29 protein-coding genes are annotated in these 23,598 nt (G+C 67.6%); 6 read left to right on the top strand and 23 right to left on the bottom strand.

Translation table 11 applies throughout. The features are described 5' to 3' along the window. Positions 1-72 precede the first annotated feature (72 nt). The 4 genes from ACZ7OH_RS32580 to ACZ7OH_RS32565 all read right to left on the bottom strand — a co-directional run bounded on the left by ACZ7OH_RS32580 (position 73) and on the right by ACZ7OH_RS32565 (position 2,887). Positions 73-267, bottom strand: coding sequence for a hypothetical protein (locus ACZ7OH_RS32580; protein ID WP_470284335.1), 195 nt, complete (start codon positions 265-267; stop codon positions 73-75). A gap of 120 nt (positions 268-387) precedes the next feature. Continuing rightward, complete coding sequence (gene shbA, locus ACZ7OH_RS32575; RefSeq protein WP_470284334.1) at positions 388-1,179, bottom strand: RNA polymerase sigma factor ShbA; 792 nt, start codon at positions 1,177-1,179, stop codon at positions 388-390. Then, positions 1,176-2,072, bottom strand: a complete 897-nt coding sequence (locus tag ACZ7OH_RS32570) for a hypothetical protein (protein WP_470284333.1) — start codon at positions 2,070-2,072, stop codon at positions 1,176-1,178. The genes shbA and ACZ7OH_RS32570 overlap by 4 nt, the downstream gene beginning before the upstream one ends. A gap of 368 nt (positions 2,073-2,440) precedes the next feature. Continuing rightward, entirely contained in the window at positions 2,441-2,887 is a 447-nt protein-coding gene (locus ACZ7OH_RS32565; protein ID WP_470284332.1) for a LuxR C-terminal-related transcriptional regulator, read from the bottom strand. On the opposite strand from ACZ7OH_RS32565, the gene ACZ7OH_RS32560 reads away from it, so the two are divergent. From ACZ7OH_RS32560 to ACZ7OH_RS32545, 4 genes are all read left to right on the top strand, one after another. Beyond that, complete coding sequence (locus ACZ7OH_RS32560) at positions 2,865-3,293, top strand: hypothetical protein (protein ID WP_470284331.1); 429 nt, start codon at positions 2,865-2,867, stop codon at positions 3,291-3,293. The two genes, ACZ7OH_RS32565 and ACZ7OH_RS32560, sit on opposite strands and share 23 nt — an antisense overlap. After that, on the top strand, positions 3,290-3,487 hold the full coding sequence (locus tag ACZ7OH_RS32555) for a hypothetical protein (protein WP_470284330.1): 198 nt from the start codon (positions 3,290-3,292) through the stop codon (positions 3,485-3,487). Before ACZ7OH_RS32560 ends, ACZ7OH_RS32555 begins: the two co-directional genes overlap by 4 nt. An 80-nt stretch (positions 3,488-3,567) precedes the next feature. Then, positions 3,568-3,795: a hypothetical protein gene (locus ACZ7OH_RS32550; RefSeq protein WP_470284329.1), complete on the top strand. Its 228-nt coding sequence runs from the start codon at positions 3,568-3,570 to the stop codon at positions 3,793-3,795. 211 nt (positions 3,796-4,006) lie between these two features. Then, positions 4,007-4,915, top strand: coding sequence for an NB-ARC domain-containing protein (locus ACZ7OH_RS32545; protein ID WP_470284328.1), 909 nt, complete (start codon positions 4,007-4,009; stop codon positions 4,913-4,915). A gap of 739 nt (positions 4,916-5,654) precedes the next feature. On the opposite strand, the gene ACZ7OH_RS32540 is transcribed toward ACZ7OH_RS32545, so the two are convergent. The 14 genes from ACZ7OH_RS32540 to ACZ7OH_RS32475 form a co-directional block, all read right to left on the bottom strand. Continuing rightward, on the bottom strand, positions 5,655-6,350 hold the full coding sequence (locus ACZ7OH_RS32540; protein ID WP_470284327.1) for an HU family DNA-binding protein: 696 nt from the start codon (positions 6,348-6,350) through the stop codon (positions 5,655-5,657). A gap of 295 nt (positions 6,351-6,645) precedes the next feature. Further along, complete coding sequence (locus ACZ7OH_RS32535; protein WP_470284326.1) at positions 6,646-9,321, bottom strand: hypothetical protein; 2,676 nt, start codon at positions 9,319-9,321, stop codon at positions 6,646-6,648. A gap of 10 nt (positions 9,322-9,331) precedes the next feature. Next, positions 9,332-9,736: a pilus assembly protein TadG-related protein gene (locus tag ACZ7OH_RS32530; protein ID WP_470284325.1), complete on the bottom strand. Its 405-nt coding sequence runs from the start codon at positions 9,734-9,736 to the stop codon at positions 9,332-9,334. After that, a complete protein-coding gene (locus ACZ7OH_RS32525; protein ID WP_470284324.1) occupies positions 9,733-10,152 on the bottom strand; it encodes a hypothetical protein in 420 nt (139 codons plus the stop codon). The genes ACZ7OH_RS32530 and ACZ7OH_RS32525 overlap by 4 nt, the downstream gene beginning before the upstream one ends. After that, complete coding sequence (locus ACZ7OH_RS32520) at positions 10,149-10,520, bottom strand: hypothetical protein (RefSeq protein ID WP_470284323.1); 372 nt, start codon at positions 10,518-10,520, stop codon at positions 10,149-10,151. Before ACZ7OH_RS32520 ends, ACZ7OH_RS32525 begins: the two co-directional genes overlap by 4 nt. Beyond that, positions 10,520-10,714, bottom strand: coding sequence for a hypothetical protein (locus ACZ7OH_RS32515; RefSeq protein ID WP_470284322.1), 195 nt, complete (start codon positions 10,712-10,714; stop codon positions 10,520-10,522). The genes ACZ7OH_RS32520 and ACZ7OH_RS32515 overlap by 1 nt, the downstream gene beginning before the upstream one ends. Positions 10,715-10,726: 12 nt before the next feature. Further along, complete coding sequence (locus ACZ7OH_RS32510; RefSeq protein ID WP_470284321.1) at positions 10,727-11,578, bottom strand: type II secretion system protein; 852 nt, start codon at positions 11,576-11,578, stop codon at positions 10,727-10,729. After that, a complete protein-coding gene (locus ACZ7OH_RS32505; protein WP_470284320.1) occupies positions 11,575-12,426 on the bottom strand; it encodes a type II secretion system F family protein in 852 nt (283 codons plus the stop codon). Before ACZ7OH_RS32505 ends, ACZ7OH_RS32510 begins: the two co-directional genes overlap by 4 nt. Further along, positions 12,423-13,757, bottom strand: coding sequence for a CpaF family protein (locus ACZ7OH_RS32500; RefSeq protein WP_470284319.1), 1,335 nt, complete (start codon positions 13,755-13,757; stop codon positions 12,423-12,425). The genes ACZ7OH_RS32505 and ACZ7OH_RS32500 overlap by 4 nt, the downstream gene beginning before the upstream one ends. Further along, positions 13,747-14,544 carry a MinD/ParA family ATP-binding protein gene (locus ACZ7OH_RS32495; protein ID WP_470284318.1) on the bottom strand — a complete coding sequence of 266 codons (798 nt, stop codon included), beginning with the start codon at positions 14,542-14,544 and terminating at the stop codon, positions 13,747-13,749. Before ACZ7OH_RS32495 ends, ACZ7OH_RS32500 begins: the two co-directional genes overlap by 11 nt. 5 nt (positions 14,545-14,549) lie before the next feature. Beyond that, positions 14,550-15,215, bottom strand: a complete 666-nt coding sequence (locus tag ACZ7OH_RS32490) for an SAF domain-containing protein (protein WP_470284317.1) — start codon at positions 15,213-15,215, stop codon at positions 14,550-14,552. After that, positions 15,212-15,793 (bottom strand): hypothetical protein, encoded by a 582-nt coding sequence (locus ACZ7OH_RS32485; protein ID WP_470284316.1) that lies wholly within the window; start codon positions 15,791-15,793, stop codon positions 15,212-15,214. Before ACZ7OH_RS32485 ends, ACZ7OH_RS32490 begins: the two co-directional genes overlap by 4 nt. A 296-nt stretch (positions 15,794-16,089) precedes the next feature. Continuing rightward, on the bottom strand, positions 16,090-16,662 hold the full coding sequence (locus ACZ7OH_RS32480; protein ID WP_470284315.1) for a hypothetical protein: 573 nt from the start codon (positions 16,660-16,662) through the stop codon (positions 16,090-16,092). An 84-nt stretch (positions 16,663-16,746) separates the two neighbouring features. Beyond that, entirely contained in the window at positions 16,747-17,166 is a 420-nt protein-coding gene (locus ACZ7OH_RS32475; protein WP_470284314.1) for a DUF6355 family natural product biosynthesis protein, read from the bottom strand. Between the two features lie 548 nt (positions 17,167-17,714). Here ACZ7OH_RS32475 and ACZ7OH_RS32470 point away from each other — a divergent pair. Then, positions 17,715-18,071, top strand: a complete 357-nt coding sequence (locus tag ACZ7OH_RS32470; RefSeq protein WP_470284313.1) for a hypothetical protein — start codon at positions 17,715-17,717, stop codon at positions 18,069-18,071. Positions 18,072-18,139: 68 nt separating this feature from the next. Beyond that, positions 18,140-19,468 carry a chymotrypsin family serine protease gene (locus tag ACZ7OH_RS32465; protein WP_470284312.1) on the top strand — a complete coding sequence of 443 codons (1,329 nt, stop codon included), beginning with the start codon at positions 18,140-18,142 and terminating at the stop codon, positions 19,466-19,468. Positions 19,469-19,543: 75 nt separating this feature from the next. Here ACZ7OH_RS32465 and ACZ7OH_RS32460 read toward each other — a convergent pair whose 3' ends face one another. The 5 genes from ACZ7OH_RS32460 to ACZ7OH_RS32440 all read right to left on the bottom strand — a co-directional run bounded on the left by ACZ7OH_RS32460 (position 19,544) and on the right by ACZ7OH_RS32440 (position 23,560). After that, the gene (locus ACZ7OH_RS32460; protein ID WP_470284311.1) at positions 19,544-19,927 is read right to left on the bottom strand and encodes a response regulator transcription factor; all 384 of its coding nucleotides are present in this window, start codon (positions 19,925-19,927) and stop codon (positions 19,544-19,546) included. A 255-nt stretch (positions 19,928-20,182) separates the two neighbouring features. Continuing rightward, positions 20,183-21,436 (bottom strand): FAD-dependent oxidoreductase, encoded by a 1,254-nt coding sequence (locus tag ACZ7OH_RS32455; RefSeq protein WP_470284310.1) that lies wholly within the window; start codon positions 21,434-21,436, stop codon positions 20,183-20,185. Further along, positions 21,433-22,557 carry an MAB_1171c family putative transporter gene (locus tag ACZ7OH_RS32450; RefSeq protein ID WP_470284309.1) on the bottom strand — a complete coding sequence of 375 codons (1,125 nt, stop codon included), beginning with the start codon at positions 22,555-22,557 and terminating at the stop codon, positions 21,433-21,435. Before ACZ7OH_RS32450 ends, ACZ7OH_RS32455 begins: the two co-directional genes overlap by 4 nt. Next, the gene (locus tag ACZ7OH_RS32445) at positions 22,554-23,105 is read right to left on the bottom strand and encodes a hypothetical protein (protein WP_470284308.1); all 552 of its coding nucleotides are present in this window, start codon (positions 23,103-23,105) and stop codon (positions 22,554-22,556) included. Before ACZ7OH_RS32445 ends, ACZ7OH_RS32450 begins: the two co-directional genes overlap by 4 nt. Then, positions 23,102-23,560 (bottom strand): XRE family transcriptional regulator, encoded by a 459-nt coding sequence (locus tag ACZ7OH_RS32440; RefSeq protein WP_470284307.1) that lies wholly within the window; start codon positions 23,558-23,560, stop codon positions 23,102-23,104. The genes ACZ7OH_RS32445 and ACZ7OH_RS32440 overlap by 4 nt, the downstream gene beginning before the upstream one ends. Positions 23,561-23,598 lie beyond the last annotated feature (38 nt).

Genomic DNA, 23,598 nt, shown 5'->3' with positions numbered 1-23,598 from the left:
AGCAACAGAACACCGACCAGAACTAGACAACAACACCGCACAGGGGGTCAATTTTCCAGAGACCACCCGGGGTCAAGGTTCCCGAAGCGTTGACACCGACCACTTGGCGATCATGCCGATGAACACGATCAGCAGCCACGGCACCGCACGGACCAGGTCTCCCCACGGAAGGGGGCTGCCGACGAATCCGCCTGGCCGCGGGAGCGCGGCGATGAGACCGGAGGCGGCGAAGCGGCGACTGCCCTGGCCATGCTGTTCGTTGAGCACTTCATCTCCTTGCTGACGGTTCACACTTCACCACGGCACTTCGACGCAAAGCCACGACGCGGTGGCCCTTTCGACGCGACCGGCCGATCAGGCACGAGATCTGTCCAGATTCCCATGAGCTCAGAAATCGTCGTCATGGATCATGCCGCGCAGCCGGGTCAGGGCGCGGTGCTGCGTCACACGGACATTGCCGGCGGAGATGCCGAGCGCTTCGGCGGTCTCCTGCGCCGAGAAGCCGACCGCGATGCGCAAGGTCAGAATCTCCTGCTGAATCCGCGGCAGCGAGGCGAGCAGTCGGCCGAGGCGCGCGCCGAGGTCGAGGTGCAGCGCGTGGGACTCGGACTCGTTGCCGGCGGCCAGCGGGCGCTCCGGGAGCTCGGAAACGGGCTCGGAGCGGTCACGCGCAACGGCGCGGTAGGCGTCCGCGACCTTGTTGGCCGCGATCGCGTGAACGAGGTACAGGAAGGAGCCACCGCGACCTTGGTAGTCCGGCAGCGCCTTCAACACCGCAAGGCAGACCTCTTGGGCGACGTCGTCGGCCGAAAGGTAAGACAGGTCGCGGCCGCCCATGCGGGCCCGGCAGTAGCGGACCACCACGGGCTCGATCATCTGGAGCAGGTTGTGGATGGCGGCGGGGTTGCCCTCGCCGGCGTCCTTCACCAGAGGGTCGAGATCCTCCTTCGTCAGGCGTCCGTTCGGCCTCGGAGATGACGCCAAGGTGCGATAGTCCCGAACGTCGGAGACGGACGTTGCGGCAGACGCCGCTCCCTCGGCGCGGTCGAGTACCGCCGCCGCGGTGATGGAATCGCATCGCGCGGCGAGTTCGCGCACGCCTCGGGTCCCGACCGATGAGCGATTGACCAGCTTCTCGGCCGTCTTCGCGTCGATCGTGGAGATGGTGTCGTCAGTCATGCCCGATCTCCTTCACGCCGTTCCTTGGCTGCCTGTTTGCGGTACTCGGCCAGGATCTTCCGCACAGTGCTCGGGGTGTACTTGGCGGACTCGGAGCTGATCAGCTCGGCAATCTCGGCCGACTTGTAGTCCTCCATGTGGTAGAGCACGACGAGATCCACCACGTCGTCGGGATACCCGCTTCGGCGACGTCGCCGACCTCCTCGCAGGGTGTCGACGATGCCCAGCAGGCTTACCACCTCGTCTTCGGCCGACCGCGTCGCCGACGCGCCGAGTTCCAGGTCGAAGTCGGACACGAACACGTCCTGGTCGCTGTGTGAACGCTGTGTCAACTGCCCGCGGTGGACGTTGGGGAAGCACAACAGGCAACTGCCGATGAAGTAGGTCGACAGGCGGGCGCCTCCGGCGGGATTCCAATCATGTTGCTCGAGTCCCTTCTTCTTGAAGAGCTCCACACCTTCCGCCACCGTGTCCATGGCCACGGCCATGGCCTCGTCAGTACTCAGAGGAGGCCTCGCTCGTTCGACGCCTCGCCGTTTCAGCTTCGCCCTTTTGTAGATTTCCCCGCTGTGGATCCACGCCTTTATCACCGTGACGCCGTAACGCGCCAACCGGTTGGAGAGCTCGGTCCAGAGCGTCCCGTGCAACCCTTCAGCCTGCAGCGCGCGCAAAAGTCGCACATCGTGGTCGACCAGGGCGGCAGACGCGTCGAACCCTGCCCATGCCTCGGGGCGGTCGCCATCCACATCGGGCACCACGGCGAGCAGGAGTTCCTGCAGGTCGAAGACCTCTTCGCGACGACTGGCCGCGACGCCGGAGACGATTTTACTCAACCGCGGCCGACCGGGCCGGTCCAAACCGGCGCTGCCTGCCGGCTCCTCGTCTTTCGTCATCGGCGAGTTTCCTCCACGGTAAGAACTATCTGCTGGGCGGTGGCGGAACCACTTCCCGCCGCCGACCTGGACACATGGGTTCTATGTCGACGCGGCGGGAAACTGCACCTGATCTTGAAAATCAGCGCGGTCGCTGCTCCTCACCCAGCATTGACCTCGATTGTCTCAGATTCCCGCTGTTCGACGGCGTGAATGGGTCAAAGCGGAAACCGTGCACAGTGGTAGCTATCTGGCGATATCGACCGGTAGTCCGTGCAGGATCAACTCACCCGATATCCTTAACCGCGTTGGTGTCACGGCGGCAAGGCCGGTGGCCGCGCTCAAGGCCCCACGACCCTGCTCTGCTCGTGGCGCTTCGTCACCTGGGATCAGGGTGGCGGCGTGTCCCCTGGTCGTACGAAACCGTCCTGGTACGCGATGACGACAAGCTGGGCTCGGTCGCGAGCGCGGAGCTTCGTCATGGCCCGGTTGACGTGGATCTTCGCGGTCAACGGAGACAGGTACAGGCGGTCCGCGATGTTGCCGTTAGACAGTCCGTGAGCGACGAGCACGACGATCTCGCGTTCGCGGTCGGTGAGGGTTTCGAGTGGCGCGGTGACAGCCGGCGCGGTCACATGCGGGTGGTCGAGAACGTGCTGAACGAGGCTGCGGGTGGCTTTCGGGGACAGCAGAGCGTCACCCGCGGCGACAGTCCGGACAGCCTGGATCAGTTCGTCCGGACCGACGTTCTTGCCGACGAACCCGCTGGCGCCGGCCCGGACCGCGAGCAGGACATTCTCATCGTTCTCGAACGTGGTCGAGACGAGGATCCGCATCCACGAACTTGCTCCGGTCACCGGCTCTCTCGAGTCCGCGTACCTGGACCTGACCCGCGACGCCGTCGAATACACCGCCGAGAGGGCTGCCTCGATGACCACCGCACTCGCACCGGCTCATCCGATGCCGAGCACCGCAACCACGCGCCTGACGTTCGGCCGGGCGATCCGCTCGGGATGGATCAAGATCCGCAGCCTGCGCAGCACCTGGATCGGTATGGCCGTCGTGGTGCTGGTCATGGTCGGCTTCGGCGCGCTCGCATCGGCCACGTCGACCGGCGCGGTCGCCGGTCCGTTCGGCGGCAACGACCCGCTTTCGATCATCCTGACCGGCTCGAACTTCGCTGTGCTTGTCCTGGGCGTCCTGGGCTGTCTTGCCGGCGCCCGGGAGACCGCTCCCGGATGATCTCCGCCACGATGGTGGCCGTACCCCGGCGCCAGCAGGTCGCCGCCGCCAAGGCGGTCGTACTCGCGTGCGTCGTGATCCCCGCCGCGTTGCTCGGTGTCCTGGCCGCCTTCGCCGTCGGCACCGACGTCCTCTCGGCCAATCGCGCCGCCACGGTGTCCCTGACCGACGAGGGCGTCCTGCACTCGGGATAGCTGGTTACCTGACGTCGATTGTTCTGCTCGGGCTCGGGCTCGGCCTCCTGCTGCGCAGCGCGGCGCGCAGTATCGCCGCGGTGGTGGCCGGTGTCCTGGTTCTCCCCGCGGTGGCGGGCGCGCTGCTGCCCGACAGCTGGGACGCGATCCTGCGCTTCCTACCCACCTCCGCCACCTCGTCCCTCACGGCCGTGACGTCCGCTGGAAACAGCACCCTCGGCGTGGTCGCCGGAGCCGCGGTCCTCGCCGCATGGGTCGTGGGCCTGCTCGGCGCAGCCGCACTCGCCGTCACCCGCCGCGACGTTTGACGGGGCGAAGGGGCGTCGGCGCAGCAATCAGCTCCCGCTGCTTCAACGGAATCTTTTCCCAGTCGAAACAGGTTCTCAGGTAGTGACCTTGGTTCGCTCCGGGACACGTCCGACGACACGAGGGCAACGACCTCCGATCCGGCGGCGCGAAGTGTTCTGCCGACACGTCCACGACCGGGTGACCGATTGTCTGCCCCGGTACCTTACGGCCGTGAGCGATAAAACGTCTCAGAAGACCAGGCCGATCATCTCCGGGCCAGACTCTTCTGCACGCACACCCGGAACCAAGCCTGCGCGCTCGGCCCCGGCCCCTCAGATCTGGGGCTCGGTCCCCCTGAGGAACCTGAACTTCGTCGGCCGGACCGACCTGCTCAACCTGCTCCGAGAGCAGTTGACCGGGGGCAGGACCGCCGTCCTTCCCGTCACTCTGCACGGCATGGGTGGCATCGGCAAATCCCAGATCGCGGTCGAGTACATCTACCGACACCGCCACGAATACGACGTCGTCTGGTGGATTGCTGCCGAGGACCCCTTGCTGATCCGGAGCTCACTGATCCGGCTGACCGAACGATTGGCGGCTCCCGCGAGGGGCTCGACGAGCGGCAGCACGGACATCAAAACACCCGTCTCACGTCGGCTCGTAGTCTTCGACGGGGCAGACGATCACGACGTGGTGGGAAATTTCTTACCGGAACTTTCCGGCTACCGGGTGCTGATCACCACGCGATCACCGCTGTGGCGGGAAGATCAAGTTTTTCCGCTTGAAATACCGGCGTTGAGCATCGACGAACGCGCCAACATCCTCCTACTGGAGCCTCACGGCAGTTGTCCGGTTCCACAACACGAGGTCAGCCCACCGGTCAATTCCGAAGTCCGTTCGCTGTACGATTTTCTCATCCGCTTGGTCTCCGACCGGGAACTGACCGGAAACACACAGCGCATAATTCTGACCATGACAGTTGCAGTGGCGTGCGTTGCCGCAGTGATCGCACTGGTGATCTCGTCGGCATCACCACCGGCCCCCGCGACCGGTATAGCCATCGGCGCCTCGTCGCTGACCGGCCTGGTGGCCACAATCCTGGGCATCCGCGCGAGCCGGAAGAACAAGTCCGCCAGTTGACCGGCAGTCGGGTCCTCGTCGGCGGGTCGATGCGTGTCGTCACGCATCGACCCGTCGGCTCGGTTCCGGCACGGCACCGGATGGCCGGGCACATCAGCAGCGGAGCTCAGCGAGCCTTCCGCCGGATTGAACGGAGCTCTCGCCCGGTGAACGCGGGTACCGACCTCGTCCTTCGCGTCAGCCAAGCGAGCACCACTCGCAGTAGTGTCAGCGCGATCTGCCACACCAGCGTTTCGTCCACGATGTCCACCTCAACCTTCAGCCACCATCAGGGTTGAAAGGCCTTTCGGCCCTCGAAATGGCCAACGGGGCCTCATTGCGAGGCCCCGCTCGGAGATGGACGGTACGGCTTCGCTCGCCGAGGCGTCTGAACTCATCAACGTCGGGCGGCGCGGAGGAGTTCCCGGCCACAAGTGCAACTGCCGATCCCGTGCTTGCGGGGGTCACCCCGGGGCTGGGCTCGCCTCACCGCGGCCCCGGGTGAAGACCAGCCTCGACCACGGCAACCCTTGCTCAAGAGCGCCCGCAGAACTGGGTCGGTTCCACCGATACCCCTTAGTACATCGACACCAGCCGAGTTCCTCGAGTCGTCTGTTGCGGCTTGACGAATCACCACTCTTCGACCGACTTGGGAGGTGCTCCGGTCGCCATCGGCGCGCCGTCACAGTTGGACCGTATCGCCCAAAAGCCGGAAGGCCCCGCACGTTCCCGCGCGGGGCCTTCCGGCGTGGTGCTGGTATTACTTCTTCTTGGCAGCGGCCGAGGTGCGCTTGGCCGGAGCCTTGGCGGCGGCCGGCTTCTTCGCCGCGGTCGCGGTCTTCGCGGCAGCGGCCGGCTTGGCGGCGGCCTTCGCCCGCGTGGTGGTCGCCTTCGCCGTGGTCGCCTTCGCCGTGGTGGCCTTGGCCGCAGTGGCCTTCGGGGCCGCCTTGGCAGCGGTCGCCTTGGTGGCGGTGGCCTTCGCGGCCGGCTTCGCCGCGGTGGCGCGGGTCCGCGTCGTCGTCGCCCGCGTGGTCGTGGCCGGCTTCGCAGCCGCCGCACGGGTGGTTCGGGTCGTCGTCGCCTTGGCCGGAGCCGCGGCGGCCGCGGTCTTCGTGGCCGCCGCCCGGGTCGCGGTCGCCGTGGCGCGCTTGACCGGCGTGGCCTTCGGCAGCTTCTTGGAACCACCGATGACGTCCTTGAACGTCGTGCCGGCACGGAAGGCGGGAACGTTGGTCTTCTTGACCTTCACGGCCTCACCGGTACGCGGGTTGCGCGCGGTCCGAGCGGCGCGAGCGCGCTTCTCGAACACGCCGAAGCCGGTGATGTTGACCTTCTCGCCCTTGTTGACCGTCCGGATGATGATGTCCACCAAGCCGTCAACGGCCTGCGCAGCCACCTTCTTGTCGTCGCCCAGACGCTCCGACAGCGCCTCGATCAGCTGGGCCTTGTTCGTCATTCCAGTCCTCCAAAGTGGAACAGCAGTCAGGCCCATCTCGGCCGACATCACACAGAGTATTACCAGTGCGGCACAAAATCCAAACAAGGGTGACCATGAACTCTGTTGTGTCGTCTAGGAAGTCTTCTCACCCCGCCGACACCGCCGAGGCCGACGCGTCGATCCAGTTTGAAGAAGTGGGCCCTGACCTGCGGTTTCCCGAAACAGGAACGAACGATGTCCATATTGGACAAGCTCGACAGTCGATCAATTGTTCGATCTGAGTCGCGGGAAACCCAGATGGCGCAACGAGTGCCTAGGTCCGATCGGACAGCAGCGCGCTGACCAACGCGCTGGTCTCTTCGTCCAGCTCCACTTCGAGCGACGCCGCCAACGCGGCGAGCTTGTCCGCGGTCTCTTTGACGGCGGCGAGGTTTCCAGCGCGGTACTCGGTCCGGAGCAGGTCGCGGTAGAGGATCTCACTCACCGGATCGGCTTGAAGTCCCCGCATCGCGGCTCGCCGAGCGGCCGGCAAGTCACCGGCCTTCTGGCAGCTGTCGGCTACAGCGTGGGCCACATCGACGATCGAATCGATCATCTCCCTCTGGAGCCACGAACTCCACCCGTACCGTGCCGCCGGGACGTTGCTGAATGGCGCGCCCTGGACCAGGTCGAGAGCCTGCTGGAGGTGGTGGACCAACACTTCAGGTTCAGCGAGGCCGCGCCGGGCCAGGTCCTTGAAAGCGCGCCAGTCGCACCCGAAGGTCTCCGACATCCGGTAGCCGCCGTGCCTGGCATCGACGTTGGGCACGTAGAGGTCGCCGTTCGCGTCGCGACCGAGCCAGGTTCGCAGCCGTGAGATGTAGCCCTGCCGGGTCGACACGGACCACGGCTGCGCGTCGGTTCCCAGCCTGAGCGAGATCTCGTCGGCCGTCGCGCCCGGGTGCAGCGCCAGGTAAGCGGCCAGTTCGACCAGCCGGTTGAGTTTCTTGGCCTCGACTCCGTGCGGATCCACTCCGTTCAGGCGGACCGAGCCGAGTACCTGGAGACACGGCTCAGCGACGGCCGGTCGTTCGGGCAGGCCGGCTTCCTCGGGCGGCACGTTGCGATAAGTCTCAGCCGGGACCTGGACTGCTTCGTCGGCGCGGCGGAGAGCCGCGACCAGCTCTTCCACCTGGTCTGGCGTCAGCTTCTGCAGCTCAACTTCCTCACCGAGGGGATCCACGAAGCTGTGCGTGGCGCCGACCTCGAGGCGCCACGCACGGGGGAAAGGCAGCTCATCACTGTGGACTGTCACGACGGCTTCGAGACCTGGCCGCTCCAGCCCGTGGACGTGCTCGGCGTCCGGCGGCTCTGCTGCCAGAATCACCTGCGGCGGTGTGGACTTCGACGACTGGTTCAGAGCTTCCGCCCAGCCCCCGGCGAACCTGAGCCGGTCCGGCAGAACCTCGGCTGAGCTGTCCCCGAAACCGACAAGCGTGACAACCGTCCGTTCGGCCCATGGCGCGACAGCCAGGTCCCACGCCAGGGCCAGCAAGACCGCTTCGGCTGCCGACCGGTCTCCGGCGAGAGTCATGACACCCGCTTGGCGCAGGTCGACGAGCACGAGGTCACGCCGGGCTGTGTGCCCCAAGGACACCAGCACCGGGTACGGAGCTGGGTTCGTCTTCGCGTCAAGCGGAGCAGCGGGATTCAGCTTCCACTCCACAGAGGACGCCGCGACGAACGGCTCGATCGGTTCGCAGGGCTCCGTCAAGCACAGCTCGATTCCGCCGGAGCCCAACTTCACCGACTGCAGAGCCGGCACGGCGTCGCCGGTCTCCCGAGCTGTTCGTGCCAGCGTCCGCAGCGCCCGATCGAGGACATCGACCGTCGCGGGCTCCTCCACTCCTTGGAGTCCCCGCTCGAAGTTGCCCGGCTTCGGGACGCGGATTCGTTGCCCAGGCCGGCGGCGCTGGTGTGCCCGCCTGCGCCGGCCGGCCAGCAGGGCCAGGAGACCGGCGGCAAGCAGTCCTCCGGTGCTCACGACCGCGATGGTCGAGGAGTCCTCGGACGTGGCCGTCGGAGCTTCCGGTGGCGACGGGCGTCCGGTCGGCACTGTCGTCTGCTCTGGTGGAGGCGACGGCGGCTTTACCGGTGGTGGAACCAACGCGGGTGGAGGTTCGGGCGGCTCGCAGGAGGTGGAGGCGGCCAGCTGGGGGTTCGCGGCACCGGCGCCGCCACCACCGTGCGCCGAGTGCCCGGCGGAAACCGGAAGCCGAAGGACGTCGCCAGGACGGATGTGGTCGACGTCCTCGAGCGGTTGTCCCGACGGCTGCGGGCGGCCACGATTGAGGTCGAAGATCTCCCGGTACCGGCCGGGGTCGCCAAGCTTCTCCCGTGCGATCTGGGAAAGCGTCTGTCCTGGCCGCACGACGATCTCCTCGCAGTGCTCATGCTCATCCGGCAGTTTCAGGGTCCAGCCGGGTCGGAGCAGTCCCGGATCCTGGAGAGATCGGCCGTCTGCCTGGGGGATGCCGCGGTTCAGCTCGAAGAGCTCCGGGTAGCGGGCGGCGTTGCCGAGTTCTTCGGCGGCGACCTTCGCGAGGCTGTCCCCTGGGACGACGAGGTGGCTGCCGCGCGAGTCGTCGGTCGGTTCGGCTGCCTCGGCGGCGGTACCGGTCAACACGACGAGCAACAGGGCGGCAGCGATCCTCTGGGCCCAGCCGAAGCCGGGCAAGCGAGGAACAGCCGCCCCTCGCAGACGGGCGAGCACCTCCACCGCGATCGCGGCGACCAGTTGAAGCCAAGCGACCAGGCCGGCGCCCACCAACAGCAGCAGGAACAACCGGCCGTTGTCCTCGCTCGTCAGCCAGGCGACGGCCTCGGCGACATTCGGCACGTGGTCGGGCAGGTACACGGATCGGAAGTGCCACAGCGCCGTCGGCGGCACCAGGACGATCGCCGCCAGGACCGCCGAGGCGGCCGGAAGCCGCACCGCCGTCGTACGCATCGCACTCCTCCTAGCCTGCGGAAACCACGACCGCCGTTCCGCTGCCGTGCACGGTGAACTCGGAGACACCGATCGAGCCGAGGAAGACGGTCGGCCGGGTGATGGTGGTATCGACGATCAGGCGGCCGCCGGCCCAGCGCGCTGTGCCGTCGGCTCCGGACGCGGCGATGTAGCGCTGTGCCTCGACCACGGCCAGCTGCGGATCGACGGTCGCGTCGGCACCGGCAGCCAGTGCCTGCACCCGCAACGCTTGACCGCCTGCACGCGCGGCTTCCTCCGCAACCGAGGTCGCCTGGGAGTACGCCTGCCCTTTGCGGGTTCCGTCCACGGCGAACCCGACGCCGACCAGCACCGAGACGGTCAACCCAAGGATCAGGACCGACGCCGACCCGCGCTCACCGCGCAGCACTCTCATGATCGGGCCCCGTACCTGTCGATCGGCGAACGGAACTGCGACCGGAGCGTCTTCGAGCCGCCGATCCCCGGCACCAGGTCGGCGAGAGTTACGACGCAGGTCACGCTCGCGACGACGTATCCCGTCTCGCCGAGCGACTTGGCGAAGTCGCGGCCGTCCACGTTCACGTCCAAGTTGCTGCACGCGAGCTGTTGCTCGGCGAGCACCGCGCGGGCGCGGTGGTCCGCCACGGTGGCGGCTGCCTGGCCGTCGTGGGCGATCGACGCCGCTCGGGCTGCTGAACGTGCCGCTTCGTCGATGGCGGCGTCGGCTACGAGCACACGCAGGCCAGCGAGCCCGAGCCCGAAGATCAGGAAGAGCGCGACGACGCCGACCACCGCCTCGATGGTGATGTCGCCTCGCTCGGACCGCTTCACGAGCGCAGCTCCTCGATCGGGCCCGACGAGGTCTGACTGATCGGGAACTGCGCGAAGGGAACCAGCGACACGGCCTCACCGGTGACCGTCACGCTGACGGTGCGGCCGTCGGTCTCGGCGTGCGCGACGACATCGTCCAGCCAGGAGCCCGCGGCCCGGCGAACGTAGTCGGCTGCCGAAGAGGCGGCGGAGGTGGTGTCCACCGGCGGGAGCCGCGCGGCGCGGACGCCGTCACGCGCGGCTTCGAGCGCGACACCGCGGCCGAGCAGCACGACGGCGACCTGGAGGATCGCCCAGGCAACCAGCAGGATCGCGCTGAAGACGACCGCCGCGGCGACGTTGTCGTCGCCCCGTTCGCCGGGCAGCATCAGTGGCCGCCGATCAGCGGGAGCTTGCCGTTGACGAACGCTGTGATCCCGGCGCCGATCAGTGTCGCGACGGTGATACCGAGCGCGGCGTAGAAGGCCTTGGTGATGTTCTCGTCGCCGCGTTCGCCCTCTTCGGCGAACTCGTTCAGACGCGCTTGGACGTACAGCCACCAGACAGAAATCTTGCCGAGCATGATCTTCTCCTCTCAGGTGTGGAGCATCAGGTAGAGGCCGGGGAACGCGAGGAAGGCGATAAAGGCCAGGCCGAGCAGGGCGACGGGCATGTCCATGCGGTCGGAGCGAACCGATGAGCCCGTCTTGCGGTCCGCGAGCTGCTTCTCGTCCAAGGCGGCGGCCTTGGCGCGGAGGGTGTCGACGATGCTGGCGCCGTCTTGGCCGGCGCTGGCGATGATGTGGCCGATGTCCTTGAGTTCGCGGACGCCGGTCTCGTCGGCCAGCTCAGCGAAGCCGACCCACGGCATCCGGCCGCGAAGCACCGCTTCGTCGATGGCCAACTTGATCCGCAGGAATGACCAGCCGGTGCCGAGCGTGGCCGGGTAGCGCAGCGCCTCCACCGGCCCGCGGTCGCCGAGCCGGCCCAGCGCCACAAGCCTGCAGTACGCGGCCAGCGCGCCGGCGAACGTCGCTCGAGCGTGCTTGACCTTGCTCTTCAGCATCACCACGGGCAGCTGCCAGCCGACGAGCGCGCAGCCCACGGACGCCGCACCCGTCAGGACGATCGGCGGTGTGGCGCCAACCAGCGCGAGCACGGTGGTCAGGACCGGGATCCACAGCGCACCGCCGAGCAGGAAGCCCACCCGCTGGACCACAAAGGACTCGCGGGACTGCCTGATCAGCGCAAGGTCCGTGGATTTCGCGGTCAGCTTCATCCGGTCTGCGCGCACGACAATCGCTTCGAGCGGCCCGCGCGAGCCACGAGGAGCGCCGTGGAGAACGTCAGCGAGCCGTGGCCGGGTCGGCGCGAAGGCCGCCACGACCAGCGTCACGCCGACCGCCGCCGAGATCGCCAGCAGGATCAGCGCCGCCTCGGCACTCATGACGGCCCCCGGCGAAGGAATCGCGGTGCCGGTGGTTCGACACCGAGGCGGCGCAACCACACCACCGCCAGACCGACGACACCCAGCACCAGGGCAAGCACCAGCTGACCACTGACGGAGCTGTACACCGACGTGTAGCTGTCGCTGCCGAACGCGGCGAACCCGACGAACATCACCGACCAAAGCCCGAGCAGGACCCGCGCGGCGGACCGCCGCCGGGCGCGTTCGGTCTCGGCGTCCCGGCGCGCCGCGACGTCGGCGGCGACCTGCCGGGCCAGCGTGGTCAGCAGCTCGGCGGAGCCGGTCCCCTGCTGGTAGGCGACACAGAGGCCGGCAGCCGCCGCGTCGCCGACCTGGTCGTCCACGTCGTCGGCGAAGCACAGCAGGGCGTCGGTGACTTCCCAGGTGCGCAGCCGCTGTCCGAGCGTGACCACCTCGGCGCGGATCGCCGGCGGCACGTCCTCGGCCGAACCCTGCAGGGCACCGACGAGCCCCGCGTTACCTGCACGGAGAACGTCCGCAAGGCCGCGCAGCCAGTCTTCGATCGCCTCCAACCGCTCGATGCGCTGGGCGGCGACCTTCCCCGCGCCGAACAGCCACGGCAGGAACGCGCCGGCCGCCGCGGTGGCTATCCCGGCGACCGGCCAGCCGCTGATCAGCCAGACAAGGGCACCTGCACCGCAGGCCAGCCCCCATCGCGCGGAGCCGGCTCGGCGGACCAGCAGCCACGATCGGCCGTTTCGGAAGGCCGGCACCTCGTCCGGCTCGCGCCCGTGGAGGCCGAGCACGGCGAGGGTCACTCCCAAGCCCGCTCCGGCGCCGGCCAGCGCAAGAAAGAACTCCGTCATCGCCGGCTCCGATCGTTCAACCAGCCGCCGTCGCCGCCGCTCGTCAGCCAGGTCCGGTCGAAGCCGCCGCGCTCGTAGTCCTCGATGTCAGTCGGGAGGTTCCCGGTCGGCGCCGGGGCGAAGAGGGAGGTCCGGGCCGGGCGCCCGTACTCCCCCGGCTCTATGGAGACGACTTCGGCGACGTGCCGGTCGAGGTGACCGGGCTTCTGCACGAGATCGACGTGCACGATCAGGTCGATGGTGTTCGCGACGACCTCGTAGGCGAACTCGGGCGTCCACGCCGCGTTCGTCTCCAGGCACAGCAGCACCATGCGGTGGACGGCCTGCGCGGCACTGCGCGCGTGCAGAGTAGACAGTGACCCGGCACCGCCGGCCGCTAGTGCGTTGAGCATCGGCACGATCTCACCGCCACGGACCTCACCGACGACCGTGCGCGCGGTGTGCATCCGCAGCGACTGCCAGACCAGCCGTGGAAGGTCCACACCGCCGACCGGCCGGCCGTTCTCCCAGCGCTCGGTGTTGCCTTCGCGCTCTTCGAACGCGACCACGGCGGGGAACCGGTCACGATGCCGGTGCAGGCCCAGCTCGAATTCGGTCTCCAGCGTCGCGAAGCGCTCGGTCGCCGGGACTTCCCAGCACAGGGCCCGCAGCAGCGTCGTCTTCCCGGCCTTCTGCCGTCCGCAGATGACGACGTTCTTCTCGGCCCGGACGGCCGCGCGCAGCAGCGCGAGCTGAGCCGTCGACAGCATCCCGCGCTGCCGCAGCGCTTCGAGCCCGGCGGTGGGCAGTCGGTGGCGGCGGATTGAGATGTGCGGCCGGTCGGTAACGCCGATCGCCGCGGCCAGCCGCTCGCCGCCCGGCAACTCCATGTTCAGCAACGGGCGTGCGTCGTTGATCGTGTGCTCGGTACGGCCCATCCGCGCGGCGATCCGCTGGAGCCATTGCACGACCGCCTGGTCGGTCGGCGCGATCTTCGGCGCCCGGCCGATGCGGCCGTCGTGGAACGACAGCCACACCGGGTCGCTGCCGATGATGTCGATGTTCTCGACCTCGTCGTCCGCCAGAAGCGCTTCGAGCCGGCCGAGGCCGAACATCTCCGCCAGCACACCCGACCGGACGACCTGCTCCTGCTCGAAGTCGAGGAACGGACGGCCTGAGCCCGCCCACTCCTTGATGACTGTCGCGAGGACGTCGTCGAGCAGGATCTCCGCGATCGCGCGCTCGTCGCGCTCCCCCGACGCGATCTTCTGCTGCACGAGCGGCGCCAGGCGCTGCTGCACCCGGTCGACGAGCTCGTCGATGTCCGCGAACGCGGCGACGTCAACGGGCATGGCCGTTCACCACCGGCGGTGGCTTCCGCAGCCAGCTCATCCGCTGCATCGCGCGGCGGCCGACCTCGTCGGCGGTCTTCCGCGACTGGATCAGCAGTGGTGACGTCTCGAATTTCCGGCCGGGGCGGTGCAGGTCGGAGAACTGCGCCGCGTTGACCGGGTCCCAGGGCAGGACGCCGACGACGGGCAGACCGAGTTCCTTCCCGATCTCGCCGTGCGGATAGCGCTGGTGGATCCGCGGGTCCGGATCGGCGACCAGGACCACGAGTCCTTCGTCGTCGAAAACACCGTGCTCCTCTCGGAGGACGTCCGCGGCCTTCGCGAAAGCCTGCAGCGGACCGCGGAAGTTGCGCACGACCGCCACGACCAGGTCGGCCTCCGACAGCAGCGCGACCGCGGTTGCCCGGCTGCGGAAGCGGCCGCAGTCGGCGAGGACGTCGACGGTCTCCAGCTCCAGGAACAACGAGGTCAGTCGTCGCCAATCGAGGCTGTCAGCCTCGCGCGGAGAACTCGCTCCAGGCAGGAGATGGTGGCGGCCGGTGCCGTCCGGCAGTACGAGCAGCTGGCTCGACATCGCCCGGTGCAACGGCATGGTCCGCGCCTGCAGCATCAGCTCGAACACGCCGGTCCGGGCGTGGTTGCCGTCCGGGTCGAACACGCTGAGCGCGCGCCCACCGGCCGGGTCGCACTCGGCGACAACCGCATGCCGCGGCCACACCCAGCCGAGGGCCAGTGCCGCCGTTGAAACGCCGGGGCTGCCGTTGACCGAGATGAAGGAGATCAGCATGTCGATCACCGGCCCTTCGGCAGCACGACGATCGCGACACCGCCGGCCGAAGCTCGAGAGGCCAGCTGGACACCATCGGCGTCCGGTACGACGACGTCGATCACCTGCGTGGAGGTCGCGTCGCGGTCACTCACGCTGATCACCGCGCCGCGGACCGGCGGCCACGACTCGACAGCAGTTCCCATGGCACCCGCGGGCACGAGAAGGATCGGCTGGCGAGGCTGCAACGGCGCTGCGGGCAGCTGCCCTGGCTTCACCGGTACACCGATCAACTGCTGGCCGGCGCCCGGCACGGCGGCCGAGTCCGTCACCGCTTCGGGTGTCACGATCTCGCCCGGTTGCAGGTCGGTCGGAGACGTCCGGCCGACCACGTCGAACCGCTGATCCCACGGCAACGGCCGGATACCGGGGTCGGGCCGGACTTGGACCTCACGCAACGCCTCGGCGGTGATGACCTCGCCGTACCGGACTGGTCGAGCGACGCCGACCGCGGACACCGTCTCGTCGGTCGCGCGGAAGACCCACACGACTCCGGCGGCGGAAAGCGCGGACAGCACAACGCCGAGTAGAACGAGCAGCTTGGACCGGCGTCGACGCGGCGGCCGGAGGGGGATCGGCGCCGGCGGTGGGGCATCTGCAACACCGTGCAGCTGCTGCACCCGCGTCGTCATCGCGGACTCCGGGTGTTCAGGGTGCGGATCTCCCGGACCGGCAGGCGAGCGGACGAGGTCAGCGCCATCGTCCTGAACGCGCTCTGCCCGCCGCCCGACCAGCGGATCTCCCAGCGGCTCGTCGCGTTGATCCCAGCCACTCCGCCGACGACGAGGTCGCGGTAGACGTGACCGCAGGTCGGCGATGGCTTCCCGGCCAGGTCATCGCGGTACTCGGTGCCGGGCCCAGCGCAGCTGACGGTCATCCGGTCGCCCATCGACCAGTCGATTCCGGCCAAGGTGGCGGTGGCGGTCACCGTGATCGGACCAGCGCTCGCGGTCCGCGTCACCGGACCTATCGTGGCTTCACGACGGGCGGTCCACATCCAGACCGGGAAGCCGATCGTCGCACCGTGCGGCGAGTCCGCCGGCGGCGCGAGCCGGATGTCCGGAGCCGATAACCCCATCTCGGAGATGGCTTGTTCGGCCAGCTCCGCCGGCGACACCTGCGGGATGACGACGGGCTGCCCGTTCGGCGCGAACACCACCCGCGGCCAGCCTTGCAGCGCGCCACCGCCCTGACAGATGAGCAGCTTCAACGAGCCATCCGATGGCGAGTGACCACCCCACAGCGGATCACCGGCGGGCGGAGGAGTCCACGGCTGGTCGACGCAGGAGGGTCGCGGCCCTCCGGATGTGCCGGCTTGGTGGCCCGGGCCGGTCCCGGGTTGCGGCTTACCGGCCGCCACGGCACCGGGCCGTCCCGGGTCGGTGGCCGCCACCCAGCACATTCCGCGGGTACCGGCTGACGTGCACCCGCCGAGCCCCTCCTGGCCGTACGCCATCGCGGGCAGGGATGCGGCCACCAGGCCGGCCGTGAGGATGCAGCTTCCTTTCAACATGGTTTCTCCAGACGCGGTTGGACCTGCTGAACCAGCCAGCGGTCGCGGCCCGGGTAGCGGACAAGCCGGGCTTCGAACTCGTAGCGCCGCGGCTGGTCCGGATGGTCGAGGTTCCGGCCGGCCTCGCCGGTCTTGTCGCTGACCAAGTGCTCGTCGGTGGCATCGAGGCAGTCGGTGATGATCACCCGAGGCGGTTCGCCGAGCGACACCGAGGTCACCTTCGGCGCACGTCCGTACCGGCCGACGGTGTGCGCCGGTACCGAAGCGAGGTTGGCGACCTCGTTCACGTAGTCAGTCAGCGCCGGGTCGGCCATCACCTTGGCGAGTTCCGGTCGCCAGTCCTTCGCACCGGGTTCATGCCCTGCTTGTTCGCTGATTTGCCAGTAAGACCCGTAGACAGCCAACGCGGCTTGGGCGGCGGCATCCTCGGGACTTTTCGGGCTCGGCTGAAGCGAGACACCGGACGGTGACCCACTCGGCGACGTTTCCCGCGTGTCCTCGGAACAGCTGACCAATCCAGCGGAAACGAGAACCAGCGCCGCGACAGAGAACCAGCTTTGCATCATTGTTCAACCTCTCTGACGACCGTTGATATGGCCATCAAACCGGTAGAGCGCTACGACGTTGATCTATTCACTCGAATGTGGTTCTCACGCCGGGCCGTAGTAGCCGGGCGCGCACCCCACGCCGCCGTTCCACCAGGCGCCGGTCACCCGCCATCTGATGACCGGCTGCAGGTCGGTCACGCCAGGTCCGACGCAGTAGTGGTAGATGGTGCCCCAGATGTCCTGGACGTCGAGCATGACGGTCGAACCCGTGCCACCGTCACAGTGCCGGTACTGACCCCATTCCAGGTATCCGCAGCGCTCCTTGAGTTCGCGCGGCACGGCGGCATCAGCAACCGAAACCGAGACGCTTCCGAGCATGGCGATCACCACCGACCCCACGGCGACCAGTCGACCCGCCGAGCGAAACATTTTCGAATTCGACATTCCGTCCTCCAACCGGTCCGTTTTCTTGCTCTGGATCCGGTCTACCGGTGGACGTCCCACGCTCTGCAAACGGCGCATGACGCGGACTTTGAGGTACGCATGGCACTATCACCTGAGTTCACTCCAACGACTGCTGCGACGGGACCTCCGTTCGTAGCGTTCGCTCTGCAGTCCGCTGCGGTTCTGCCGCGAGCCGACAACGTCTGCCGGATTCGCACCGACCGGCGCGCCCGTCACCGCGGCCGACCGCGCGGTTCAGCTCCCAGGGTCGCGCCGTCGACACATAGAGGCGGAAGGATCCGGCCGGTCGTTGCCAGCTTGACCAAAGGTCGTGAACGCCAGGCCACCGAGCCGCCGGCCGCAACTCGTCACCTCATCCGTCTTCTGACATCGCGGGCCGACACGAACTATGCGCATTTTCCACCATCGGGTCTACATGGGGCGTTCTCCGATGTTCATCCAATTCGCGCACTCCGCCCGGAAGATCACCTTTCGGGGGTTCATAAGATTGTGGGAAAGTTCGCAATCGGCGAGCTTCGAATCACTCTTTTGCCGGAGAGACTGTTGATCAGGTGCGGGACTAGCGTTGTTCGCGCTGCGGTGGCCACTTGCAGCCAGGGGGGAACATGAGCTCGCACCAGCAGAAGGTCAGAGTTGTTCCGGCTTCATCGGTTCGTGACGTACGACGTTTGACACCGGTCGCGCACGCCGAAGGGCTGACGGCCTTGCAGTGGAACTTCGTCGGACGCACCGATGACGATCTGAGTCTGACCTTCGTCGTCGATCTTTCGAGGCAACGGGTCAGCAGCGTCGCGGGCGCGCAAGTAACCGAGGACAGCGACAGTGTCACGGTCGCGATCCTCGGGTTCCGCACGACAAGCGAGTCCGACCAAGTGGCGAGCGCGCGATACGGGGAGTACATGATCGACCTCGCCGCCCCCCTCGCCGGCCGACCAGTCCTGAATCCAGCGTCATCGCTCTGACTCGCCCAGTTCTCCCGTCGGCATCACATTCAATGCAACGAGGAGTTCAATTGAGATACAGAAGATCCATGTCCTATCCCGTAGTTGCGGCCTTGCTTTTTGCCGCGAACGTTCCGACAGCAATATCCTCGACCGCATCCGGCGCAACAACAGAATCACCCATATCCTTCGACGAGCTTCGAGCGACGATCAACGCGTCACCTCAGACATACGGGGACCCCTTCTACGACGAAACCAGTAACACTCTGCACGTGACCGTGGCGCACCCCGAAGCCATGAAAGATGGGCGAATCCTTCGTCCTTCTCGCATAGCCAATGGCGAAGCACTTGGCAGACACGGAACCGTCGGCGTCGAGATCGACAACGTGAAGTACAGTCACGCCGATCTCAAACGAGTCGTGGATCAGATTTCGACCGCACAGCCCTGGAAGTCCGACGTCGACGCAGTGCTGGCGACCTGGGGCATCGATCCGAAGGCAGACAAGGTGCAGGTCGGCCTCACACGGGTGACAGCTGATATCGCAAACGAGGCTTCAGCACTCTTCGGAGACAAGGTCGAGCTCGTCACCAGTTCTCGGGACAAGAGCGCCGACAAGGTCACCAAGCTCGCGCGCCCACCCAAAATCGTCAAGGTTGCACCGCCGAGCAAGGGGAAGGCCGGCACCTCTGCCATGCAGAGTTTCGCGCCGGCAGCGGCAGGTCCGCCGCTGGTCGACTCCGAGCCCTACATAGGCGGCGACCGCATGTGGCGAGAATTCAACGTGGCCGGCGAGGAGGAACTCGAGGAGTGCACAGCCGGGGGGATGTGGAGCACCGGTGCCGACGCCATGGCATCCGCGGGACATTGCAGTCAGCCCAACATCAACTGGACGCAGGGCTATTACGATCAGGCCAGCAACACGCTCTGGGAGACCGGCCCCATGGGCTTCACTTTCGTAAACGCGTTCAGCGAGGGCGGATCCGACTCCATGTTGCTGGATGGAGGCAACTACGCCCCCGACGTGTGGAGTAGCGCCAATGGCGCGCTCCAGGTCACGCCCGTATCCGCCGTCGCGACGGTTTCGGCCCAAGGCGTCCCGGTTTGCTTCGATGGCTCCTTCTCCGGCACCCAGTGCTCAGGGCGCGTAACGATCCCTGATCAATGCTCGATTGTCGAGGGACCGAACCCGACGACCGGAATTCCCACCCAAGTGACTGTGTGCAACCAGACCCGGGCGACGTCACCGACGCCGATAGTTCAGTACGGCGACAGCGGAGGCCCGGTCTTCCTGGATCTCGGAACGAGTGGCGCCGCCGCACTCGGCGTGATCTCCGCCCTGAACGACAACGGCAATACGGGCGTGTACGCGAACAGGACCGGAATGATGGCACACTTCGTCGGCGACTTCGTGATCTGAGCACGGAGTAGCCAGTGCCCACCTGTGATTCCAGCGTCGTGACTGAGAGCGGTCAGTCGGGTGCGTTGGGATGAGTCAACCGAGGTCGTAGGGCAGATTCACCGCCTGGATGCGGTCCCGGGCACCAATCTTCGCCAGCAGCAGGCCAACGTGGGTCTTGACGGTGGACTCGGACAAGATGAGGAGTTCGGCGATCTCGCCGTTGGTCCAGCCCTGACCGATCGCGACCAGGATCTCCTGTTCGCGATCGGTCAGGGATCGCCAGCGCGGATCCGTCTGCTCCGAGGGCTCTGCCGTGCCCGCGGGCAGCCGGTGGGCGGCTTCGATGCCGTCCATTCCCGGCATCCGGCTGTCCACCAGGACGACGTCGGAACGCAGTTCCGCCGCCCGCCGCACCGCCTCGGCTCTGTGCGCGGCCGCCCCCACGACCTTGGCGTCGGGAGTGGACTCGAGCAGCATGCGGAAGCCGAACCGCTACAAGGGCTGGTCGTCGACGATGAGGACGGTGGTCACGCGACTCCACCTGCGACGGGCGGCGGGGTCATGTCCAGGACGGCCTCGACAACCCAGCGGCCGCTCGGCGCGGACCCGCGGTGACGGTGCCCCTGTAGAGAGCGGCGCGTTCGCGGATCACGGTCAGTCCGTGCCCCTCCTCGACCGGCGGCGCGGGCCGCCGGGTTGCCTTCGGCTGGTCCTATCTGGTCCCCGCGATCCTCACCCTGTTATGGAATTGGGGGGATGGTGCGAATCTCCGACAGCGTGGGATACGCCATCGGCGTATCCCGATGTCACCGGATGCGACCAGTCGATATGGTGCTGCGTCAACCAGCCCGCTGTGTTCCGCGGGCCGCCCTTGAGGCGTTTTCGGATCGCGATGTCGCGGAGGATTCGTTTGACCGGTCCGGGAGTAGCGGTGCCACCCATCCGTGCACTGGTGGCCACCAAGCGCTCGACTCGGTCCCGGCGGCTCCCCTCGTATTCTCGAAACGCCGCCCCGACATCGGGCAGGTCGCGCAAGCACTTCGCCAGCACGACGGCGTCCTCCATGGCCATCGACGCGCCGTGGCCCGCGTTCGGCGCCGCGGCGTGCGCTGCGTCGCCGATGACGACCACGCGGCCGGCGTACCACCTCGGCGTGGAAGGGATGTCGTACCCGTTGCTCGCCCGAATCTCGTCCGACGCCTCGACGATCGCCGAGGCAGGCGACCGGTCTCGGCGGAGCAGTGCTGTCGCCTGCCTCTTCCACTCCTCAAGCGACGTTCCCGCCAACTCGGCTTTCCTCTTCTCCGCGCCGGGCAGGTTGACGAACCACCAGGTCTCGCCGGTGGGCGCGGTCGTGTAGGCGAAGAAGACGCGCCTGCCGTAGATCATCCGGTAAACGCCGGGCACCGGATCGACAGGCGCGTTCCTGGCGTAACCACACAGCACGACCGTCCCGGTGTAGCGCGGTTCGGGCGCATCCGGGTCGATGACCACGCGGGTCGCCGAGTGGACGCCGTCCGCGCCGATCAGGAGGTCGCCTTCTCGACGTGTCCCGTCCTCGAAGACCGCCGCAACGCCCTGGTCGAGCCCCGTGTCCACGTCGTCGAGCCGCTTTCCGTGCTCGATCTCGATGCCGCGGCGTGCGGCCTCCTCGTGCAGCACCCGGTACAGCTCGGCCCGCTTGATGGTGTGCGGGCCATACGCGCCGGACGCGCCGCCGCCGATGGGTGCCTCGCCGAGCTTTTTGCCCGAGCCACTCCAGAACAGCGCGCGGTCGGCCGGGAACGACGCATCCAGCACCGGCTTGTCGGCCTCGATGGCGTGCAAGGCGTCGAAACCGTTGTTCATGATCGTCATGAACGCGCCAACGTCGTCCGCGCCTTCCGAGTACGCCTCGTAGACGACAGAGTCGATGCCGGCCTTCTGCAGCGCCATCGCCGCTACCGGTCCCGCGATCCCTCCGCCGATGATCAACGCCTTGGTCATCCCGCTCCCCTCCTGTCCAAACCACGCGCCAGCTGAACCAGTTCGCGAACGTCTGCGTCCAGACCCTCTACCTGCGGAACCGCCACCGGAACCGCCTTCGCGGCAGCCGTTTCGCCCGCCGCGTGCGCGGCCAGCGCCTCCTTCAGCCGGCTCGGCAGGTCGGCCGCAGCGTCGGTCTGCGCCAAGTACGGACTGATCCGGACCAGGCCGTCGCGGCACTCGACGACCCGGCGGTAGTACCTGCGGTGCGTTCCCCGGAGGCGGAGCACATCACGCCAAGGTGCCGCCGGAACGCGATCCAGCGCGTCGTCGGGGAACCGCGAGTGCAGCGCCGTCCACAATGGAGCGAGTTGCCGGTAGCCGCGACGGTGGCGCGACCAGATTCGCATCGCGCCCAGCCTGGTCACCGCCGCCGGATAGGTGACTCCGACCAGGAACAGCAAGACACCGGGCATCAGCAGGAACGTAGCCGCGAGCGCCCCCATCACCGTCCCGTCGGCTCCGGGCCTCTCCGCGACTCCGACGTCGTAAACCAGCGTCAGCACGATCGCCGGCACGAAGACGCAGTTCGCCATGACGATGACCGCCAGGCCGACGGCCGCGATGCGCAGTCCTCGGGCCAACCGGCCAACCGCCTCACGTGCGTACCGCCAGGCCCACACCGCCGCCGCGGCGAAGCCGATCGCCATGAACACATCCGCGGCGATGAAGAAGATCGCCACGCTGGGCACCGACTGGTCGTTGGTCCGCGCGGACACCGGTGTCGCCAGCGCCGCGACGACGAGCACCGCCTCCGCCGCGAGCAGCGGAATCGAGTACCACGTGGCTCGTCGCCGTGCGACCGCTCGCTCTCGCGCCGAGAACAGGAAGAAGCACACCAGGCTGTAAACCCCGACCAGCAGAACGCCGTGCTGGATCAGTCGCGAGGTCATCGGCGGCAACCCCGCCACCCGGGCGCCGTTGTCGGCCGCGGCGCCGAACGGGAACGCGACCGCCAGGCAGGCCACCAGTGCCGTCACGCTGCGAAGTGCGGCGTTGCCGGGATGCCGGATCAGCCTCAGCACCAACCAAAGCAACACAAGGGCCGACACGATGCCGTACGCGGCGACCAGCGGTTTCACAGCCAGCCCAGCCGGTCTTCGAGGGCAGAGCCCATCCGCCGCGCCGGGCCGCTCGGGCCGCCGCTGACGACGACGTGGTCAAGAACCGAGGCCCACTCCAGGATGATCGTCGCGGTGGTCTCGGCCTCGCGCTCCTGCTCGGTGTCGTAGGACGTGCGCCGCAGAGCGCGGCGAACGGCATCGGGTTCGAGATCCGGGTACCGCTCGCGCAGGCTGTCCGTCGTCATGTCCGGGTAGAGCTCGGCGAGCAGCTCGTCGTCGCACGGGTCGCTCTGGTGACCGGCCAGCAGGTGTCCCAGCTCGTGCAGGATGATGTGGTTCTGGTGCGGCCTGCTGGTTTCGCTCTGGTACAGGATGTAATCCGCCGGACGCGTGCTGATCCACACACCGAACGGGCCCGGCACCGGGATCGCGTGTGCCAGCAGGCGAATCGGCTTGCCCCGCTGACCACCGACGCGCCGGCACAGCTCGACGACATCCAGCGGCGGGTGGATGTCCAGATCGTTCAGCAACCGACGGCACCGCCGCCGAAGCGCCCGCTCGTTCATCCCTCCCCTCCCCGGCTCCGCTCCTCCTCCGCTTGCTGATCGCGGTAGACGACGTCGAGGAGATCCATCACGAGCTGGCGCCGGCTCGGGGTCAGCTCGCCGGCCCGCATCGCGATGAGCTGCGCTTCCGGGTCACCGGCTTGAGCCCTGAGACGTTCCTGCTCTGCCGCGAGGTCGCGCAGTTGCTGGTCGACGCGGTCGGTCACGTCGTCGTCGAAGAAGTAGTTGAACGGGACCCCGAAGAACTTGGCCAGCCCTTCGACGTGCTTGATCGTCGGGTTGTCCCGCTTCCGCTTCCGGAGCTGCCAGACGTAGGTGCCGGAGATCTTCGTACCGGCGGCCGTGATCGAGTCCGCGACGAAGTCGTTGCTGTACTCGTCGCCGTCCGGAGACTTCGTGACGGCGAACAGGTGGTTCAGCTTGTCCGCGAAGTCACGCCCGGGACGTTCAGCCATCGCCCCTCCTCAGCTCCCTTCGACGGTACCGCCCACCA

The sequence above is a fragment of the Amycolatopsis sp. NPDC114478 genome, assembly GCF_055633805.1.
This window is presented reverse-complemented; position numbering and strand designations above follow the sequence as displayed.

Excerpts from the sequence above, each read along its gene's own strand:
- shbA (WP_470284334.1), bottom strand. The coding sequence starts at position 1,179 with ATGACTGACGACACCATCTCCACGATCGACGCGAAGACGGCCGAGAAG.
- ACZ7OH_RS32570 (WP_470284333.1), bottom strand. The coding sequence starts at position 2,072 with ATGACGAAAGACGAGGAGCCGGCAGGCAGCGCCGGTTTGGACCGGCCC.
- ACZ7OH_RS32565 (WP_470284332.1), bottom strand. The coding sequence starts at position 2,887 with ATGCGGATCCTCGTCTCGACCACGTTCGAGAACGATGAGAATGTCCTG.
- ACZ7OH_RS32555 (WP_470284330.1), top strand. The coding sequence starts at position 3,290 with ATGATCTCCGCCACGATGGTGGCCGTACCCCGGCGCCAGCAGGTCGCC.
- ACZ7OH_RS32540 (WP_470284327.1), bottom strand. The coding sequence starts at position 6,350 with ATGACGAACAAGGCCCAGCTGATCGAGGCGCTGTCGGAGCGTCTGGGC.
- ACZ7OH_RS32535 (WP_470284326.1), bottom strand. The coding sequence starts at position 9,321 with ATGCGTACGACGGCGGTGCGGCTTCCGGCCGCCTCGGCGGTCCTGGCG.
- ACZ7OH_RS32530 (WP_470284325.1), bottom strand. The coding sequence starts at position 9,736 with ATGAGAGTGCTGCGCGGTGAGCGCGGGTCGGCGTCGGTCCTGATCCTT.
- ACZ7OH_RS32520 (WP_470284323.1), bottom strand. The coding sequence starts at position 10,520 with ATGCTGCCCGGCGAACGGGGCGACGACAACGTCGCCGCGGCGGTCGTC.
- ACZ7OH_RS32515 (WP_470284322.1), bottom strand. The coding sequence starts at position 10,714 with ATGCTCGGCAAGATTTCTGTCTGGTGGCTGTACGTCCAAGCGCGTCTG.
- ACZ7OH_RS32510 (WP_470284321.1), bottom strand. The coding sequence starts at position 11,578 with ATGAGTGCCGAGGCGGCGCTGATCCTGCTGGCGATCTCGGCGGCGGTC.
- ACZ7OH_RS32505 (WP_470284320.1), bottom strand. The coding sequence starts at position 12,426 with ATGACGGAGTTCTTTCTTGCGCTGGCCGGCGCCGGAGCGGGCTTGGGA.
- ACZ7OH_RS32500 (WP_470284319.1), bottom strand. The coding sequence starts at position 13,757 with ATGCCCGTTGACGTCGCCGCGTTCGCGGACATCGACGAGCTCGTCGAC.
- ACZ7OH_RS32495 (WP_470284318.1), bottom strand. The coding sequence starts at position 14,544 with ATGCTGATCTCCTTCATCTCGGTCAACGGCAGCCCCGGCGTTTCAACG.
- ACZ7OH_RS32490 (WP_470284317.1), bottom strand. The coding sequence starts at position 15,215 with ATGACGACGCGGGTGCAGCAGCTGCACGGTGTTGCAGATGCCCCACCG.
- ACZ7OH_RS32480 (WP_470284315.1), bottom strand. The coding sequence starts at position 16,662 with ATGATGCAAAGCTGGTTCTCTGTCGCGGCGCTGGTTCTCGTTTCCGCT.
- ACZ7OH_RS32475 (WP_470284314.1), bottom strand. The coding sequence starts at position 17,166 with ATGCGCCGTTTGCAGAGCGTGGGACGTCCACCGGTAGACCGGATCCAG.
- ACZ7OH_RS32470 (WP_470284313.1), top strand. The coding sequence starts at position 17,715 with ATGAGCTCGCACCAGCAGAAGGTCAGAGTTGTTCCGGCTTCATCGGTT.
- ACZ7OH_RS32465 (WP_470284312.1), top strand. The coding sequence starts at position 18,140 with ATGTCCTATCCCGTAGTTGCGGCCTTGCTTTTTGCCGCGAACGTTCCG.
- ACZ7OH_RS32460 (WP_470284311.1), bottom strand. The coding sequence starts at position 19,927 with ATGCTGCTCGAGTCCACTCCCGACGCCAAGGTCGTGGGGGCGGCCGCG.
- ACZ7OH_RS32455 (WP_470284310.1), bottom strand. The coding sequence starts at position 21,436 with ATGACCAAGGCGTTGATCATCGGCGGAGGGATCGCGGGACCGGTAGCG.
- ACZ7OH_RS32445 (WP_470284308.1), bottom strand. The coding sequence starts at position 23,105 with ATGAACGAGCGGGCGCTTCGGCGGCGGTGCCGTCGGTTGCTGAACGAT.
- ACZ7OH_RS32440 (WP_470284307.1), bottom strand. The coding sequence starts at position 23,560 with ATGGCTGAACGTCCCGGGCGTGACTTCGCGGACAAGCTGAACCACCTG.